Source organism: Pseudoalteromonas sp. CO348 (genome assembly GCF_004208845.1).
In the GTDB taxonomy this organism is placed as follows: domain Bacteria; phylum Pseudomonadota; class Gammaproteobacteria; order Enterobacterales; family Alteromonadaceae; genus Pseudoalteromonas; species Pseudoalteromonas maricaloris.
This window is the reverse complement of record NZ_SGPI01000040.1, coordinates 66,376-83,644: the sequence shown is the minus strand read 5'-3', so window position 1 is coordinate 83,644 and position 17,269 is coordinate 66,376. Positions and strand designations below refer to the sequence as shown.

The 17,269-nt window shown below is 42.9% G+C and carries 16 protein-coding genes; 11 read left to right on the top strand and 5 right to left on the bottom strand.

Going from position 1 to position 17,269, the window contains the following annotated elements:
* Positions 1 to 64 precede the first annotated feature (64 nt).
* The 3 genes from EXT48_RS21350 to EXT48_RS21340 are packed head-to-tail and all read left to right on the top strand — an operon-like array spanning position 65 to position 1,359.
* Positions 65 to 475: a hypothetical protein gene (locus EXT48_RS21350; protein WP_130165713.1), complete on the top strand. Its 411-nt coding sequence runs from the start codon at positions 65 to 67 to the stop codon at positions 473 to 475.
* 47 nt (positions 476 to 522) lie between these two features.
* Positions 523 to 939, top strand: coding sequence for a hypothetical protein (locus EXT48_RS21345; RefSeq protein ID WP_130165712.1), 417 nt, complete (start codon positions 523 to 525; stop codon positions 937 to 939).
* Positions 940 to 951: 12 nt separating this feature from the next.
* Positions 952 to 1,359, top strand: a complete 408-nt coding sequence (locus EXT48_RS21340; RefSeq protein ID WP_130165711.1) for a hypothetical protein — start codon at positions 952 to 954, stop codon at positions 1,357 to 1,359.
* A gap of 58 nt (positions 1,360 to 1,417) precedes the next feature.
* Here the strand turns inward: EXT48_RS21340 and EXT48_RS21335 are convergent, their stop codons facing one another.
* From EXT48_RS21335 to EXT48_RS21325, 3 genes are all read right to left on the bottom strand, one after another.
* Positions 1,418 to 2,164: a phytanoyl-CoA dioxygenase family protein gene (locus tag EXT48_RS21335; RefSeq protein ID WP_240703431.1), complete on the bottom strand. Its 747-nt coding sequence runs from the start codon at positions 2,162 to 2,164 to the stop codon at positions 1,418 to 1,420.
* 236 nt (positions 2,165 to 2,400) lie between these two features.
* Positions 2,401 to 2,874: a peroxiredoxin gene (locus EXT48_RS21330; protein ID WP_130165710.1), complete on the bottom strand. Its 474-nt coding sequence runs from the start codon at positions 2,872 to 2,874 to the stop codon at positions 2,401 to 2,403.
* A 119-nt stretch (positions 2,875 to 2,993) separates the two neighbouring features.
* A complete protein-coding gene (locus EXT48_RS21325; protein WP_130165709.1) occupies positions 2,994 to 5,063 on the bottom strand; it encodes a winged helix-turn-helix domain-containing protein in 2,070 nt (689 codons plus the stop codon).
* A gap of 339 nt (positions 5,064 to 5,402) precedes the next feature.
* Between EXT48_RS21325 and EXT48_RS21320 the strand changes: the two genes are divergently transcribed.
* Positions 5,403 to 8,438: a TonB-dependent receptor gene (locus EXT48_RS21320; protein ID WP_130165708.1), complete on the top strand. Its 3,036-nt coding sequence runs from the start codon at positions 5,403 to 5,405 to the stop codon at positions 8,436 to 8,438.
* Between the two features lie 46 nt (positions 8,439 to 8,484).
* Here the strand turns inward: EXT48_RS21320 and EXT48_RS21315 are convergent, their stop codons facing one another.
* Complete coding sequence (locus EXT48_RS21315; protein ID WP_130165707.1) at positions 8,485 to 9,642, bottom strand: serine hydrolase; 1,158 nt, start codon at positions 9,640 to 9,642, stop codon at positions 8,485 to 8,487.
* A 250-nt stretch (positions 9,643 to 9,892) separates the two neighbouring features.
* Here EXT48_RS21315 and EXT48_RS21310 point away from each other — a divergent pair, with 250 nt between their 5' ends.
* From EXT48_RS21310 to EXT48_RS21295, 4 genes are read left to right on the top strand one after another with little or no spacing between them, the layout of a single operon-like run.
* Positions 9,893 to 10,684 (top strand): MipA/OmpV family protein, encoded by a 792-nt coding sequence (locus EXT48_RS21310; RefSeq protein WP_130165706.1) that lies wholly within the window; start codon positions 9,893 to 9,895, stop codon positions 10,682 to 10,684.
* A gap of 10 nt (positions 10,685 to 10,694) precedes the next feature.
* Entirely contained in the window at positions 10,695 to 11,066 is a 372-nt protein-coding gene (locus tag EXT48_RS21305; RefSeq protein ID WP_039496252.1) for a DUF3019 domain-containing protein, read from the top strand.
* An 8-nt stretch (positions 11,067 to 11,074) separates the two neighbouring features.
* Positions 11,075 to 11,767, top strand: a complete 693-nt coding sequence (locus EXT48_RS21300) for a response regulator transcription factor (RefSeq protein WP_130165705.1) — start codon at positions 11,075 to 11,077, stop codon at positions 11,765 to 11,767.
* On the top strand, positions 11,767 to 13,020 hold the full coding sequence (locus tag EXT48_RS21295) for a HAMP domain-containing sensor histidine kinase (RefSeq protein ID WP_130165704.1): 1,254 nt from the start codon (positions 11,767 to 11,769) through the stop codon (positions 13,018 to 13,020). Before EXT48_RS21300 ends, EXT48_RS21295 begins: the two co-directional genes overlap by 1 nt.
* A 91-nt stretch (positions 13,021 to 13,111) precedes the next feature.
* Here the strand turns inward: EXT48_RS21295 and EXT48_RS21290 are convergent, their stop codons facing one another.
* A complete protein-coding gene (locus EXT48_RS21290; protein WP_130165703.1) occupies positions 13,112 to 15,115 on the bottom strand; it encodes a beta-propeller domain-containing protein in 2,004 nt (667 codons plus the stop codon).
* A 210-nt stretch (positions 15,116 to 15,325) separates the two neighbouring features.
* Between EXT48_RS21290 and EXT48_RS21285 the strand changes: the two genes are divergently transcribed.
* Genes EXT48_RS21285 through EXT48_RS21275 form a run of 3 tightly spaced genes read left to right on the top strand, consistent with a single transcriptional unit; the run spans position 15,326 to position 17,269 of the window.
* The gene (locus tag EXT48_RS21285; RefSeq protein ID WP_226899030.1) at positions 15,326 to 16,201 is read left to right on the top strand and encodes a MipA/OmpV family protein; all 876 of its coding nucleotides are present in this window, start codon (positions 15,326 to 15,328) and stop codon (positions 16,199 to 16,201) included.
* Positions 16,191 to 16,580: a DUF3019 domain-containing protein gene (locus EXT48_RS21280; RefSeq protein ID WP_010375649.1), complete on the top strand. Its 390-nt coding sequence runs from the start codon at positions 16,191 to 16,193 to the stop codon at positions 16,578 to 16,580. Before EXT48_RS21285 ends, EXT48_RS21280 begins: the two co-directional genes overlap by 11 nt.
* On the top strand, positions 16,580 to 17,269 hold the full coding sequence (locus tag EXT48_RS21275) for a response regulator (protein ID WP_010375648.1): 690 nt from the start codon (positions 16,580 to 16,582) through the stop codon (positions 17,267 to 17,269). Before EXT48_RS21280 ends, EXT48_RS21275 begins: the two co-directional genes overlap by 1 nt.

The window sequence follows — 17,269 nt, the reverse complement described above, 5'->3', positions numbered from 1 at the left end:
GTTAAATTGACATTCACACACAAAATAAAATAAATGTAACAAGACAAGGACAAGGAAAGAAAAAATGATAAAACAGTTATTACTTACTTCCGCTCTATTCGGATTAGCGATTTGTTCGACTAATGCACTAGCAGATCAAGTGCTGTGCGATGTAAGCCCTACTAGCACCCCTCAGGAAATGACGCCCGATTTTTGTGGAAGCCAAAGCGTAACGTCCTCGAGACCCTACGTAAGTTTCCAATTTGAACCATCCAAACCTATAGAGCATGTGACTTGGCAATTCAGCACACAATTATCTGGAAGATGGGATTGTGATCCACACCGCACAGAGTGTGTTTTTTATGACGATGGAGAAGATAAACCATCTTTTCGCGATGCTACGGCCTGTGTAAAAAGAGTAATTTACAAAGATGGCACATGGAAAAGTATGAACGAATGCGCAACGGCGATTTATAGCTTAGGTCCTAGATTCTAAAACTCATCAACAAACCAATAATAATTTTAATTATAAGGAATATAAAAATGAAGAAAACAATAATTTCAAGCGCACTACTTGTAATCGCTGCAACCGCATACTCACAACAAGCTGAAGCAGCACACGTCGAGTGTTTAATTGGCGGAACCAGTACACAACAGTTTTTTGAGCCCGACTTCTGCTCTGCGATGACTAATACAGATCGCCCTTCTGTCGCCTTTAGATTTGTAGCAGATAAAGATGTGGCAGATGTCGTTTGGTCATATAGTGCATCAGCTTCAGGGAGCTGGGAATGTAGGAGTGGTTCATACTGTAGCTTTCGTGATGATGGCAGACAAAACCATGATGTATTTTATGATGCATCCGCTTGTGTGACGAGAGTGCTTTACAAAGACGGTACATGGGAAAATACCAAACACTGTGCCACAGGGCATTACTCGAAACAACCTAGCAATCCATTCTAAAGGGTTACGCGTATGAAATTTCCAATATCAGCGTTGGTATTTCTCACGACTTCTGTAGTTTCAGGCCACGCCGTAAGCTCAGAAAGTGTACAATGCGTAATTAGCCCTACGAGTACCCCACAAGAGTGGCAAGATATGTGTGTAACTCATGATGTTATGTCACCAAAGCCTACTGTAAGCTTCCGTTTTCAATCGACAAAACCGATTGAGCAGGTTCGATGGAATTACAGTGCGTCCGCTACAGGCGTTTGGGATTGTGGTACAACACAATACTGTCAGTTTAAAGATAACGGTAGAGACTCGAGTAGTTTCAGAGATGCTAGAGCTTGCGTAACCCGAGTTTTATACAAAGATGGAACTTGGAAAGACACTAACGAATGTGCACAAGCCTTGTATGGAACTGGAAATCGTTCTAGATAGCGTCAGTGGATAAAATGAAGCTTTACATTCATGTAAAGCTTCATTTTTATTTGCCAAACTAAGAAAATAAATTGGGGTAATCAACTTCAGCAAGCTGCATACTATTTGGCAGGCAATTATTTCTCACAAAAGTCGTTAGTTCTGGGCGTTTCTCACATAGCAACACATCCAATGCTAAACGATTTTTTCCATACACACCTCGATGTATCATATTGGCTGAAAATACAAGAAGATCTCCTGCCTTTAGCGCTATGACCTCACTGTTAGGCAAATTGTCATGGTTTCGATACCCTGCCTGTTCTAACCTCACATTTAACTCTTGAACTGTGTCCCAACGCTTGTGGGTACCTGGTATCAATTCTATTCCGGGCTCATCTTCCAGTGCTAACCGAAAATGAACCACTTCGGGTCCCGACAACAACGCTTGTTTTTGCTCTTCGATGGTTAAATGGTATTGCGGATCTCGGTGCCAGTAATTGAGTTGAGTGGTGTTCACTGGGTTAAAAAATAGCTGAGTATTCATAAACCTAAACTCACCCGAAAATATGGATGCGGCTAGAGACACCAGAGGAGTAGAGGCAATGAATTGAAAAAGGACAAGCCTTTGTTGTTCGCCTAGGTACTTTGGTGCAGTAAGATAGGCAGAATTTACTGCTCTGTTTTGATAAAAGTCATTATTATCAGCCCGCCACGCATGATGAAACGCTAAAACGACTTGCTTTATTTTGTTAAGTTCGGCGGACGGTATAAAATTGTGTTTTATAACGTAACCACACTCGTCAAAATCATGGGCAGATTTTACCATCACATATTGACCTCTGACATTGCTGGAAAAATTCCAGTAAATAAATTAACCCCCATGCGGCTTTATAAAAGCTAAGAGGCATTTAGCCCAATCAGAGTGCATATTTATCATCTCTTATCAGTGGCTTAAAAATAGTCGTTCTTTTTCATACCAATTCGCTCAGACAAGCGCACCTTTAGGCCATTCAAAGCGAACTGGTATTATTTACCTGAACTTCAGGTCATTGAATTTTACAGTCATAGAGCATCTAAAATAGCTTCTGCTTTACTAACTTCAAATTGCTTAGGTTGTTCTACATTGAGTGTTGTCACGACGCCGTCTTCAATAATCATAGCGTAACGCTGCGAACGTACACCGCCAAATGAACCGGTATCCATTTCAAGCCCTAGCGCTTTGGTAAAGCTCGCATCGCCGTCTCCAAGCATCATAATTGCTTCTGCATTTTGTGCATCACCCCAAGCTTTCATTACAAAAGCATCGTTTACCGATACACATGCGATGATATCAACACCTTTTTCTGCAAATTTATCTGCATTCACGACAAAACCGGGTAAATGAGACGCAGAGCAAGTTGGTGTGAAGGCACCAGGAACCGCAAAAAGCACTACTTTCTTACCAGCGAACAACGCTGTCACTTCGTGATTAACCATGCCGTCTGAAGTAAGTTCGCTTAACTCGGCTTGTGGTAATTTTTGTCCAGCTTCAATCATTGTTTAAATCCTTCATCTAAGGGCTAATTGCCTTGAGTTTGTTATATAACCTGAGCTTGGGATAGCTAATTTCTTATCCAAACCTGTGGTTATGATAGTCGAGAAATTGTGACTCATGACTACATTTCGATTCGTTTTATATCTACTTGTGGGATTTCGTAACCGGTAAATAGCAGCCACTGTTTTTCTGCTATATATACAAGCCCGCGACTTCGGCTAAAGCTACGTTCTGGAACTCGGATAATATCTTTATGCGCTTTACTGGCAAAGTCAAAATAACTAATGCGGAAGTCTCCACGACGAACATACAAATAGTAAAGTCCCGCATCGGACACTGACCAGCTTGCACTCGAAGCCAAGTGTGCATTTTCAAATAACAGCGTATCGACCCCAGTTGCCAAATCGATACGCCACATTTCTTGTGTCTCGCTTTTATATACGTACAACATCCCTTCATGTTCAAGTGCGGTGGTGCCAGTAGTTAACTTCACTGGAGCGGTTTTTGAATCAAGAAAAATGCGAAATACATTATTGTCATCAGAAATATAAATTGAGCTACCGTCTTGAGACCAACTGGGTTTACCGTGATACTTTAGCCCAGTTTTTAGTTGCGTTACTTGTTTAGTGGCCATATCCAAAAGTTGAAGTTGGCTTCCTTGATGTGACTTTGTGGTAAAAATCACTTTAGTGCCATCAGGTGACCATGCAGGGTGCATTGCTTGTAACCCAAGCTCTGTCAGTTGTATTCGCTGATCACCTTCCAAATTAGACACCCAAACTTCATCAAACCCTGATTGGTTAGACACAAAGAGTAAACGCTCCGACACAGGTGAATAGCTGGGATAACGGAAACTAGTTTGTGATTGTAGTAATGGAAAGGGTGAACTGGTGACCTGCGCGTTAAGGTCAAGTTTCATAATAGAAGTATTAATGTTCCAGTCATGAAAATATAAACGCCCTGATTGACTAAAGCTTGGGTAACTTAACCCATCAAACGGCAATGTCCCCAATACTTTACCTTCAAGTGAAAGTTTATACGCGCGACGTGCGCCATGTTCAATCATTGATACAACCAAATAATCATCATTGGGATGCCAACTCACGCCTCGCAGGTCATCATGTCCACTTAATATTTTAACTTCCTTCCCGGTATCCAGATTTTTCAAATAGAGATTTTCAAGTCCGTTCGGCAAGTTGCGACTAATCGCGATTTGCTTGGCATCGGGAGAAAGCGCAATACTTTCAAGCCCACTCCCGTCACAATCTAGCTCACAGCCTAACTCTGTCGCTGTTTTATCGTTTAAATTTAGCAAGGTTACTTTTGGATGATCCATAGGGCTTTGCTTTGCGATAAATCCAAGGAGGTTTTTTTCAGCTGAATAGCTTAAGGTAGTGGTCGTATCTGCAATACAGCTAGCTATATCTGATTGTGTTTTGGTCACTATATCCAGTGACTTAATCGTACATGCTTCTGAGCGCTTCTCTATATAAAAGAGCGTGCGATTATCTCGCCCCCACACGGATACCGACACATTTCCAGGGCCATCGACTAATACTTCAAGAGGTTCATCCGGACGTTTTAGATTTTTTAAATATAGTCCTGCATGACTGCCAAACTTTCGCCAAGCAAACGCTAGATGCTGCTCATTCGGGGAGACACTAGGAAAAAGCTCACGTCCAGGATAATCCGTCACACTTTCGAGCTGATGGCTTGACTGTTCAACAAAGAAATATATAACAACACTCAGTAGAATGAATAATGTAGCGACTCCCCCTGCCACTTTGAGCTTAAAAGGCAAATTTTGCTCGCCTGGCTTACTGGGAGTAGCCTGGATATCGACGAAGGTTGGCTGTGCTTTTAGTCTATATCCAGACTTTCTTATGGTTTCGATCACCTCAAAATCAGCGGTGCTGCTTTCTTCCTCATTACTTGCAAGTAGGGTTTTAAAAGTTTTGCGAAGATGCCAAATTGCATTAGTTAGCGCTTTCTCTCCAACAAATAGGTTCCCCCCCCAAACCTGCTCAATGATTTCTTCTCGAGTAACCACGCTTGGGTAAGCAAGCGCCAATACTGTCAACACTTCGATAAATTTAGGTTGGACACAACACTCCTGCCCGGCACTGGACAAAATATGCCCAACCGGATCAATATTGACATCTAATAACTGATAAGTCGCACTGTGCTGCATTTTTATAACCATGGGTAAATACGTTGTAAATCATACCTAAATTAGCGACCAAAAGACAAAAGTAACGCGACAAGCATCATGGCAACAATGCAACACCTCAAAAAAATAACACGTAATAGATTGAATTATATGCTTATTTTAGAATAGATATTAAATAGAGTTAAAAACGTCAAAGAATAGATGTCCAATTCGTTGCATGAATCATAGTGACAGTCACAATGGCTAAAATGAGGTGCAGTGCTTTTTTGCTTAGTCAAAACAATGAGGTATGTACTTCTTTCAACAAGCCCTAACTATCTAATAAATAAACAACAATCAGAAATTAAAAGAGGGACTCCCGTGTCACCTAACAATAATATTAAATTACTCGCCCTGTCTATTGCGCTCGCATGTAGCAATACAGCAACTGCAGAAGAGCAACAAATCGACCGTCAACAAGTTGAACAAAGTAGTTCGGTAGTTAAAACGCAAGGTGAAGATAAAGCACTAGAAAAAATCGTCATCACCGGTTCTCGTATCAAGCGTGATAGCTTTTCGGTACCTACTCCTATCGCCACTATGGGGGCTGAGTCTCTCAATGATGCAGGCTTCGGTTCGCTTTCAGATATTCTTTTTGAAGAAATGCCTCAGGTCAGTGAGGGTACAGGCAATGGTAACTCGCAAAGCAGTGTTCAAAATACCGGGCTTTCAACTATCGACTTACGCGAATTAGGCGAAAGCAGAACATTAACTTTGATTGATGGTAGACGAGTAGTTTCTAACAGTTATTCAGGCAACTATGTAAGCCTATCAACCATCCCCAAAGGTATGGTTGAGCGAGTTGAAATCATTACCGGTGGTGCGTCAGCGGCTTATGGCTCCGATGCAGTTGCAGGTGTTGTGAACATCATAACTCAGCAAGATCAAGAAGGGGCTACATTTAGTGCTCGTGGTGGTGAAAGTACCGAAGGCGGCGCTCGTGAATATACGGTAAATGCTGATTACGGTACGACTTACGATAATGGTAAAGGCTACTTATTTGTCAGTGCTACTTACGACGAAGAAAAAGGACTAAGCTACTGGGATAGAAAGCGTGCACAGCAACAAAATAGCTGGGACTACGATACCGACCGTATGTGCAACGTGATGCTCACTGCCAACTACGACCCTGATACAAAAAGTGCCTATCACTGCATGAGAGATATTGATAAATCCCAGTGGACAAGTTTAAGCGATTCAATTCCAGGTGGTGTATTTAACGAATCAAGTAGCTTTAAACCTGATTCTGGCTTTTGGTATGACGGCACAACTTTAAGGGATGATTGGCAAGAAGAGCTTCACGGCATCGACTTTGAGCAATTTACAATGTTAAAGGTGCCTGACAAAGACCTCTCAGCGGCAGTAAAAACAGAGTATGAGTTTGACTCAGGTACAGAAGCTTACTTTCAATTGCAGTACAGCCGCAACACCTCTCGCAATGTAAAGTCGCCTGAAAGCGAAGACGAGTGCGACGCAATTGTGACCTATGACCCAAACAGTAATCAATTTGGCTCAGACTGTATGGGCCGTATTCCTTATGATAATCCATATATGCCAGAACCAATTCGAGCTGAGGCAAGCTCAAAAGGTGTGACCTGGGATCGACTATTCACAGAGGTCGGTAACATAGTGAATAGTAATGAAAGAACAACAATCAGAACATGGGGCGGTCTACGCGGTTATATTTGGGATGACTGGGAGTGGGATGTTTCTGTTGGCTACGGCAAATTTAAGCAAGAACAAACCCGCAGTAACGAAATCTACGTTGCGCGAGTTAAACAGGCGCTAAATGCTGAGCGCCTTGCTGATGGTACGATTCAGTGTAAAGACGAGCAAGCACGTAGCCAAGGCTGTGTACCAATTAATTTATTCGGTGAAGGCTCAATCACACCTGAGGCGGCAGACTATATTCGCGCCAATCCTTCCATTACAACGGATATTGATCAGGTAACGGTATCTGGATTTGTTACTGGTGATTTATTTGAACTCCCAGCAGGCGCCGTTGCTTCAGCTTTTGGTTTTGAATACAGAAAAGATACACAGAGCGTATCGACCAACGTGCCAAATGGTGGCGTCACGTTTAACTATGTGCCCACATTTGAAGGCGATGTAAGTGTTCGTGAAATCTTCGGTGAATTATCGTTACCGCTATTAAAAGACGCGCCAATGGCAAAATCGCTTAGCGCCGAGGTCTCTGCTCGTATCGCAGATTACAGCTGGGCAAATACGGGATTAATCCAAAGTTACAAGGCTGGCTTTATTTATGAGCCAATCGAAGGTTATTCCATTCGTGCAAACTGGGCTCGAGCCATGAGAGCACCGACAATCACCGAACTTATGTCACCACCTCGTGGCGACTATAATAGCTTTGATGATATCTGTGACGGTGTTACTGCAACGTCAACAGGTGCAGGCCACGACAATTGCCGTAAAGATGCGGGAATACAAGCCGCTATTGCCACTGAAGGTACTTTTAAAGACGAAAATAACGGCTACTCACCCAACTCAGGAAATAGCGAGCTGTTTGAGGAAACCGCAGATACCATCACCTTTGGTTTATCTTTAGCGCCTTCCTTTGCGCCGGATTTTAGAATTGCGCTAGATTACTACGATATTCAAATTGATGATGCGGTAAGCTCACTTGCTAACGAAGACATCATTAAGTTCTGTTACGCTTCGTCTATGGAATTCGGTGACAATAACGAGTTTTGTCGTGATATTAAACGCGATGAAGAAGGGCAGATTTATGAAGTCAATCAACGTGTCATCAACACGGATGAGATCCGCACTAAAGGTTACGATATCGCACTAGAGTACGTGTTTGACGCTAGCGATTACGGTAGTTTTAAGGTAAAAGCCGATTGGACGCACGTAATTGAATATTCAATTACCAGTACGGGGCCTGACGGGCAATACGAAGACCTTTATGAAGGCTATTTAAACGAAGATATTTTCGAAGACAAAGGCGCTATTTCACTGACTTGGTATAAGAATGATTGGCGTGTACGCTGGAGCACAAAATATAAAGGCGCAGTGGAAGCCAGCCGTTCGAGATATGAAGACTGGCAAGCTGCAATCGCCAAAAATAACGAACGCTGTACAGCTGGTGAGACAAGCTGTATCGCAGATCCAGAGCCGCTCTGGCAAGGTGCGCTGCCATCAGTTACTACTCATAGTTTAACGGTAAACTACAGCATGGAGCTAGGCGATAACCGCACTCTCTCTGTTTATGGTGGTGTGAATAACCTATTTGATGAAAAAGGTCCGTTTATCGTCGGCGGCTCAGGTAACTTTGATAGTGCCTATGGCTCAGGTGTAGGACGTTTTGCGTTTATTGGAGCAAAATACCAGTTTTAGACTTCAGCATTGACTTGAGGGGCTACCACTGAGTAGCCCCTTATCTTTACAAACCAAAAAGTGTATCGCGTAACTTATCTGAGATTTTATCAATCTCTGCATTGCATTGGTTGTAGCCTTGGCAATTAATAATTGCACTCATAACCATGTTTTCTGACGGCAGATACCAATTTAACGTCGCGTACCCAATCTCAGCACCGTTATGATGATAAACCGGTTTATTTCCGACTTGCTCGCTAAAGATACCTATGCTGTATTGCTGTCCGATGACATCAGTATCCACCCATACAGATTCGCCTAGCAATTGCTCACGCACCTTAGCGGGAATATCTGGGCTCGTTATTATGATTTTAAATAAGTCACCAAGGTCCTTAGCCGTCGATACAATCGGTGCATCAGCCACACCAATATTGGCATAGTAAGGCTGCGTATTAATTTCATTGCCCTCATCATCAACAAAGTACCCTGATGCAATTTCACCAAACGCCTTTTCGATTCCTCCATAACTCATACTACTTAAGCCAAATGGTTCAAAGATATACTCACGCATCGCCTTTGAGTGATGCTCCCCCAAAACTTTATCCATAATTAGGCCCGCCAATAAATACCCGGTATTAGAATATTTCCACGCAGCTCCGGGTTTGAAATTGGCGTCTTGATTAAGGGCAAACTGCAGTGCAAAACTGTCCGTTTTTATTAAGTCTGGCTGTTGTAATACTGCAGCAAAAAATTCACCGTTAGCATCATTGAGATAATCATATAATCCAGCCGTATGATTGAGTAACTGCCGAACATACATTTCGTCACTATTTTCTATCTGTTGTAAAAGTTCGTCAGACAAATAATCACTTATCGGTGCATCTAGATCTAATAACTGTTGTTCATGCAACATCGCCATTAAGAGCGCTGTTACTTTTTTCCCCGCACTGCCATTTGGGATCCTAGCGTCCGTGGTCATGGGTATCGTGTTTTCTTTATCTGCTAAACCGGCCGCACCATAAAATTGAAGCGTAGGCGAGTCAATATAAAGCACAATACCAGGGATACCCGCTTCAACACTTTGTTCGAGCATCGCTTGAAAATCAACTTCGGCTACGGGAGGAGAGACAGAGCTCGGTTTAGGGTTAGACGTCGATGGGCCATCATTACAACCAAATAACGACAGACCACCACACAATAATGTGACCAGTTTTAGTGTTCTCATGAGAAATACCTCGTTTCGTTTAAGTGATAAAACAATAACTAAGGTATGCACGCCATGCTGTCTCTGACTTTTTCAAAATGTATCAAACAGTAACGACTTCCTTTATTTTCATGCATAATGTCAGACCATTAATTATGGAAGGCCAGAACAAGCTGGATACAATTCGATACAACTTGCAGAAAGTCGATACAGCTATACTCGCTTACACTCACTACAGTAACTAGCAAATTAATAACTAATAGAAATTGCTATGAAAACACATTTATTGATTGCAGCCGTGCTTATGGCCGCAAGTGCAGCGCAGGCCAAAAGCACTAACGCAAAAAAAGAGGGTCACGGCTATTTGGCCATTGGTTATGGGATAAATTACAACAGCGATATTTACAATAATGCCGAGACCTCGTTTTCGCCCACTGTACATGGCGCCTACTATTTTAGTAATGGTCTATTTGTCGAGTTTCCGGGCCGCGCTGAGAAGTTTGACCCAGCACTTGCACTCGGTTATCAGTTTTATGAAACAGAAAATTGGGAATTTGATGCCCTACTCTCAACCGCTCATGGGCGAATAAATTACCGTTTTGGCGGGACTCGCTATGAGCTAAACACTTCGTCTTATCTTGGGGTAAGAGCTACAGGGGATGTATTTGGCTTACAAATTAGAGCTATTGTTGCACCAAAAGTGATTAACTCAGATTATTCAGATGGTCGCTACGCTTCATTATGGATCTCTAAACCCTGGCAATACAAAAACTGGCACTTTTATACCGCAGTCGGTGCACAATACCGAAACTCGGCCATGTTAGATTATTACTACGGTGGCGCACCATTTAAAGGTTACGATGCCAAAGGCGGGGCTAATCTTGGGGTAAAGCTCGGGTTTTCACGCGCTTTAACAGAAAATTGGATAGTCGATGGCCACGTCAGCTACACCAAATATGCATCAGGTATTATGGATAGTCCTATCACCAAAGCAATTGTCAGTTTTAACGATAGAATTGAGCATGGTGAAAGCATTGGCTTGTCACTTAGCTACGTTTTTTGAGGAGCTAAATATGAAAAAACGACTATTTGGCTTAGCCCTACTCGCAATGCAAACTCAAGCGAAAGAAGAAATTAACGTCCCCGTATGGACCGTAAAACCAGGGCAATGTGTTGCGCTCGAACAAGGTCAGCAATGTTTTATCGACCTCTCAGTGACCTGGCAAACCTCTGTGGCCGGTAACTTTTGTCTCCATGCCGATGAAAAAGAGCTGGTTTGTTGGCAGCAGCAAAAAACCGCGAGTTGGCAAGGCGAGATTTTAGTTGAGAAAGATTTGCTTATTACCTTAGAAGATAACAAGGATATTCTCGCAAGCTATGCGCTGCAATATGCTTGGGTGTTTAAACAACAAAAAAGTAACGCCGTGCGTTGGCGACTTTTCTAGGAGTAGTTGTGGTAGCCGAGTTAGTCCTAATAGAAGACGATAAAGAATTGGCCCAGTGGCTGAGTGATTACCTCTCTACCAAGGGATTTTCAGTGGGGCTATATCATGATGGTCAAGACGGGCTGGAGCACGTTTTAGCCTGTCCTCCCGATTTGGTGATTTTAGACGGTATGCTGCCAAGTTTAGATGGCTTTGAAGTCTGCAAGCAACTTCGTCAGTCGCTAAGCATCCCAATATTAATGCTAACAGCAAGGGATGAGGAAATTGATGAAATTATCGGTTTAGAGATGGGTGCTGACGACTATCTCAAAAAGCCAGTAAGAGGCCGGTTATTAGAAACTCGCATAAAAGCGCTATTAAGGCGCCATCATCCTCAAGATACCTTTCCCAAACAAACACTTGAGTTTGGCGCTCTCTATATCAATAAAGAAGACAGAAGTGTTACTCTTGCTGGGCAGCCCGTTAACTTATCCAGCAATGAGTTTGATGCGCTTTGTGTACTTGCCAGTAAAGCCGGAAAAATTGTTACCCGAGATGAGCTTACTAAAGCACTCAGAGGATTTGATTATGATGGGTTTGACCGCTCTATAGATTTGCGTGTTTCGCGACTGAGAAAGAAGCTAGGTGATGATGGCCAAAACCCATTTAAAATAAAGACGGTATGGGGTAAAGGATATCAGTTGGCGAAGGACGTGTGGTAATGTGGCGCTTCGTGTTTGCTTTGCTTACCATCTTAACGCTCGCAAGCGTTATCACAGGTCTGATATTTGACACGCTTATCGCCTCATCCTCAGAGAATAATGAAGCCCACTACGATCCACTTAGCACAACCGCACCAATTATTGCCGCAATGGCTAAAGACAACATACCTGAATCACAAATTATTGCGATCCCACTGCACCAAACACTAACCGCTCAACTTGTACCAAGAGCCGACTATCCACTCCCTGTGAGCTTAAGCCGCAAACTCTCTCAACAGCGATTTATTTATCTCGAAAGCGAATCCTCAGTAAGTGCTTGCATACTTATAAGCCAAGAAAATGTCTATATTTTAACAATGCAGAAGCAATTGCAGACTAAATATGGTCTGCTCATGACCTTGTTATTTTACGCTATCGTTATCGTTGTTGTCGTCGCCTTTTTAACCCCATTTATTGCTAGGCTGTTAAAGCTCAAAAATGCCGCACATCAGCTGGGTAAGGGCGAACTCAACGCCCGCGTGCAAGTCGGTGCGGTATGGTACTTAAAGGATATTGAGCAAGCGTTTAATCAAATGGCACGACAAATAGCCGGGTTAATGACTGACATGAAGCTATTAAGCAGCGGACTTTCTCATGAATTACGTACGCCACTTGCAAGGGTAAGAATGGGGCTAGACACACTGGTTGAAACTCATGATGATGAGCTGCGGGCACAGTACGAAAATAGGATTAACCAAAACCTTGATGAAATGGAGCAAGTAATTGATGCTATTTTAGATTACGCAAGATTGCAGCACCGCCTTGACGACGTGGAACTTCAGCCTGTTGACTTGAATGCTATGGTTCGCCAGTTAGCCAATAACGCCCACCATCATGACTTAACACTAAAACTGTCGTCAAAACCTTGCTGGATAATCGGTGAAGGTCAGTACTTACGCATGCTAATCAATAACTTATTATCTAACGCGATAAAATATGCCAACGCTAAAATATCACTAGAAACCCGAGTCGATAATGACAAGGTTAAGCTTATTATTGAAGACGACGGGATAGGTATAAGTAACGAGGTTCGAGACAAAGTGCTACTACCGTTTTATCGCGACGATTCTCAATCGCAATCAGGGTATGGCATTGGCTTGGCCTTTGTGCAACGTATAGTCACTCGTTTTGGCGGTACCATTGTAATTCAAAAAAGCCCCGCGCTGGGCGGGGCCAAAATCACTGTTTCGCTGATACAGACTCAGCAAAAGTAACGTTAACTCTGAAGCTGTGGTAAGCAGTGCTACAGTTCACCGCTTGGCAACGAAACAGTGTACAACAACCTAATATTCAAAGGGAGTTAGGTTAATGTGGTCCACTGTTGTCAGCTGGCGTTTGCCAATTACTCTGCCACACGTAGTTGCCATGGATATAAAGCAGTTTATCAGCCTGAATAAGCCCCCTATCTGCTTCGGTATACCCGAGTGCTTTGTCACTCGCTATGGGCGTTGCTACCTCGGCACGGCTACTCCCGCGATAAGTGAGTGTTGAGTCCACGCCGTGGATAATTTCAAATGCGGCGAGATCGTTTTGGCTATACCAGTTATAACTACTTTCATTCACTTGCTCTGTATTCCAGTAAACAATCGGCAAAGTGAACCGGGTTACTGAGGCATTGTCTTTTAGCATGGCCAAAGCGCGATAATCATATTCCAGCGGTGTAAATCCCCCTGCAAACGTATGATCTTTTAATAGCTTGGGTTCAGCAGGATTTGCAACATCAAACAAGCTCACTTTGGTGCCGGGCTGCACGTTTCCATCAGGGTCTCCAAGGTGCTGACCTACCCCAAGAAGCAAACCGTCACCAACAGGGTGCAGGTAAGAAGAGAAACCGGGGATCTCTAAACTTCCCGCGATTTTAGGCTGTGATGCGTCAGATAAATCCAGAACGTAGAGAGGGTCTATTTGTCTAAAGGTCACGATATAGGCGGTATCGTTAAAATATCTAACCGCATAAATGTCTTCATCCACAAGCCCCGTATCCGGATTAATTTTGCCAATAGGAGTTGGATTTTGGCTATTTGGTAGCGTCGCCACGGTGTTGAGTTCATTCCCTTGTGGTTTGAGCATATACAACTTATGACTATTACCGATATCTGTATCATACTGACTCGTTACTACGCGCAGAACGCCATCTTTTTCATCAAATCGAGTCGCAGCCATCGTATCGCTGACACGAGCAAGTTGACCTTCCACCTCACCAGTTGCTTGGTATGTCACCCCTTCATCCGTTAACAATAACTTATGTAATACTATGCCTGATGGATCCCAGATTGATGTGTTGACATCACCATCACTGTCATTAAAGGAGTAATTGTAAAGATACACTGCTGTTGCAGACATATAAAAGCCAAAGGTGCGCGTACTGACGCAAGTTGTTTTCACCTCATCAGGATTGCGAATGTCAATCTCAGTCACTGTTGTTAAGCCATTATATCCATCTTGCGCAGTAGCATCGGCAGGCAAATAACAGCCATCTGCGGCAACCAGTGGCGCTACACTTCCTTGCTTTAAACTTCTAAATTGAGGTAATAAATCGTTAATGTTAGTGTCCATTAAGCGATTGTAGCTTGCTACTTTGTCAGCGCTATTAAAACCACTGTAGCGTATAGTATGGTCGGCGATAACATAGAGTTTGTCACCGATTAATCTGCTGCCAACTAGTGAACCATCAATTTGAAAGCGTTTTTCGACCTCAGCCTGTGCGGGTAGGGATACGTTACTAAAAGCAAGCTCAATCACGCCTTGATAATTGACCTCAGGTTGCACCTCTAGCGATGACATATCATCAGCAAAATCATACTCATAGTCCATTAATACACTGATGAGTTGATTGTTTTTAAGGTAAAGATTTTGGCTTGCAAACTCTGAATCTGATACCGCTAATTCATTAACTTGTGTAGGGACATCCGTAGCTTCTGTATCTAAGATCCTAACGAAGGTTTTGCTGTCAGTATCCGCATATGCAACGCTGGTCGAGCCACCGATGAATAAGTAACGGCCATCGAATTTAATCCGGTCGCTTTCTGATACCCCTTCAACCAGTTGATTGGTGCCTGAGTAAGGTGCACTATCTGTGGTTGCTGATGGATTTTCCAAATCATCGCCATTATTCAACCCACCGCTGGCAACGAAAATACCGTTTTTGATAAACTGACTAAACTGAGCTGATGAAGCTGACTTCAACGGCGCTGAGCTATTATTAAGCGCGTTAAGTTCTGGTAATTTATCTTCATCATTGTCGCTACTACCACCACATGCGCAAAGGCTAGCGGCAAGCGGAAGACTGAGCCAAATTTTGCATCTCATGATATGTTTCCTTGTAAGTTAAGTGCCAACGTAAGCCTAAACTTTCACACTAAAATTTCTGTTACCTTCGCTACTTGTTTTGTTATTTAATGTTAACCTTTCTGGTAATTTGTACAGCGACTGGTAAATTACACTGGTAGTAATAATGCGCTTTGATTGACACCTCTAAAAAGCCAGTGCAAAGCCCAAATTCAGAACTGGAGTTCCAAGTTGAATAAGTTATTAATGGCCTTAACCTTGCTGATTACCACTCAGGTAAATGCCACGGCGGTGCCATGTGACGCCAATGACAGCGAGTGTACGCCAGTCGATGAATGGCGATTTGGCATTGCGCTTGGCGGCGGCGTGATCTCCAACCCACTCCATGACGGTGAAAATATTCCCTTGGTTGTTGTGCCCTATATTAGTTATTACGGTGAACACCTCTTTCTTGATAATGGGACTTTGGGCTATACCTTTCACTACACTGATAAATTTGATCTTAGCTTGATCGGCACATTTAATACCGAGCAGGCCTATTTCGAGAAATTTCACCCAAGTAATATATTCGTGCAAAAAATGGGGTTTGATGCCAGCAATGAGCTGCCTGGCGGTGAATTTGCCGCAGAGCAAACCGCTATCTCCTTAGACGATATTGAGTCGAGAAAATGGGCCATAGATGGCGGCGTTTTAGCCCACTGGATAATGAGTGATAGCGTAAAAATCAGCGCATCCTGGCTCACCGATATCACCAACACTTATCAAGGTTACAATGCTGATGTTGGAGTTAGCTATCGTTTTAGATTCGATAATTCACCTAACACTTATGTGTTTATTAAAGCGGGGCTAAAATGGAAAAGTCGACAACTGGTGGACTATTACTACGGCATAGACAAAGCGGATACACCGAATAGTGAGCTATGGTATAAAGGCAGCTCAAGCTTCCAACCCTATGTTAGCTTTGCCTACTCTTATCCCGTGAGTGAGTCTTGGACCTTTAAATTTAACGCCAAATATCAGCAACTTGATAGCACAATGACAGATAGCCCGATAGTCGAGGATAGCTATACCGCGACGGTTTTTGTCGGGGGAAAATATGAATTTTAGGTTGTACTTAATCATAATTATAATTTTCAGCGCACCAAGTAGAGCTTTAACCAAACCCAACAATGGCATTAATTTAGAAATAAAACCGATTACATGTATGGTGAAACAAGCAGGGCAACGCTGTGAAATGACGGCAAAAATTGCTTGGCAATCGCCCTCTAAAATGAACCTATGTTTATTTCAGGAAAAACAAAAATTACAATGCTGGGAGCAGGCCAAGGAGGCAAAATCAACACAAATTATCCAACTCTCAAAGTCCATGCTCTTTACCCTAAAAGATGCTAAAAATAACGTTGTTGCAAAACAAAATATTGAAGTACACACAAGCGTCAACCAACAATATAGACGCAAACTCAGAAGCGATTGGAGTGTGTTTTAATGGCCAAGGTATTACTTGTCGAAGATGATGTAAAACTAGCGGAGTTAACCGCAAAGTTCTTAATCCATAACGGCTTTGAAGTCGTTCAATTACACAATGGTATTAACGCCATTAAAGCGATTGAAGCAGAAAAACCCGACATTCTCATTTTAGATATTATGCTACCGGGACTTGATGGTTTTTCTATTTGCAAAGCTGCGCGCGGTGAGTTTAAAGGGCCGGTTTTATTTCTTACCGCCAAAGACAGCGACTTCGACCATGTAAAAGGGCTTGAGATCGGTGCTGATGATTACATTATCAAGCCTGTTGAGCCATACGTACTACTTGCCCGTTTGAATGCGCTATTAAGACGTACACAAAATGATGAAGTTCAGTCTGATTCCATTACCTTAGGCGAATTACAAATAGATAAATCGGACCGTAAGGTCTATTTGGCTGGAGATGAAGTTGAGCTCACAAGCTATGAATTTGATTTACTAAAGACATTGGCAGGCCATGCGGGCGAAACGCTGAGTCGAGACTATATCTATAAACATGTTGTTGGCCGCGAATATGACGGATTAGATAGAAGCGTTGACGTACGTATTAGCCGTTTGCGTAAAAAGCTTGGCGACAATCTAGAGCAACCCGCGAGGCTTATTACCGTGTGGGGTAAGGGCTACCTCTGCTCTAAGTCTGCTTGGGGCTAG

Bases quoted from the DNA above. Each gene is read 5' to 3' on its own strand.
- EXT48_RS21330 (WP_130165710.1), bottom strand. From the start codon at position 2,874: ATGATTGAAGCTGGACAAAAATTACCACAAGCCGAGTTAAGCGAACTT.
- EXT48_RS21295 (WP_130165704.1), top strand. From the start codon at position 11,767: ATGTGGCGCTTCGTGTTTGCTTTGCTTACCATCTTAACGCTCGCAAGC.
- EXT48_RS21310 (WP_130165706.1), top strand. From the start codon at position 9,893: ATGAAAACACATTTATTGATTGCAGCCGTGCTTATGGCCGCAAGTGCA.
- EXT48_RS21325 (WP_130165709.1), bottom strand. From the start codon at position 5,063: ATGCAGCACAGTGCGACTTATCAGTTATTAGATGTCAATATTGATCCG.
- EXT48_RS21335 (WP_240703431.1), bottom strand. From the start codon at position 2,164: ATGGTAAAATCTGCCCATGATTTTGACGAGTGTGGTTACGTTATAAAA.
- EXT48_RS21345 (WP_130165712.1), top strand. From the start codon at position 523: ATGAAGAAAACAATAATTTCAAGCGCACTACTTGTAATCGCTGCAACC.
- EXT48_RS21290 (WP_130165703.1), bottom strand. From the start codon at position 15,115: ATGAGATGCAAAATTTGGCTCAGTCTTCCGCTTGCCGCTAGCCTTTGC.
- EXT48_RS21350 (WP_130165713.1), top strand. From the start codon at position 65: ATGATAAAACAGTTATTACTTACTTCCGCTCTATTCGGATTAGCGATT.
- EXT48_RS21275 (WP_010375648.1), top strand. From the start codon at position 16,580: ATGGCCAAGGTATTACTTGTCGAAGATGATGTAAAACTAGCGGAGTTA.
- EXT48_RS21340 (WP_130165711.1), top strand. From the start codon at position 952: ATGAAATTTCCAATATCAGCGTTGGTATTTCTCACGACTTCTGTAGTT.
- EXT48_RS21305 (WP_039496252.1), top strand. From the start codon at position 10,695: ATGAAAAAACGACTATTTGGCTTAGCCCTACTCGCAATGCAAACTCAA.
- EXT48_RS21315 (WP_130165707.1), bottom strand. From the start codon at position 9,642: ATGAGAACACTAAAACTGGTCACATTATTGTGTGGTGGTCTGTCGTTA.
- EXT48_RS21280 (WP_010375649.1), top strand. From the start codon at position 16,191: ATGAATTTTAGGTTGTACTTAATCATAATTATAATTTTCAGCGCACCA.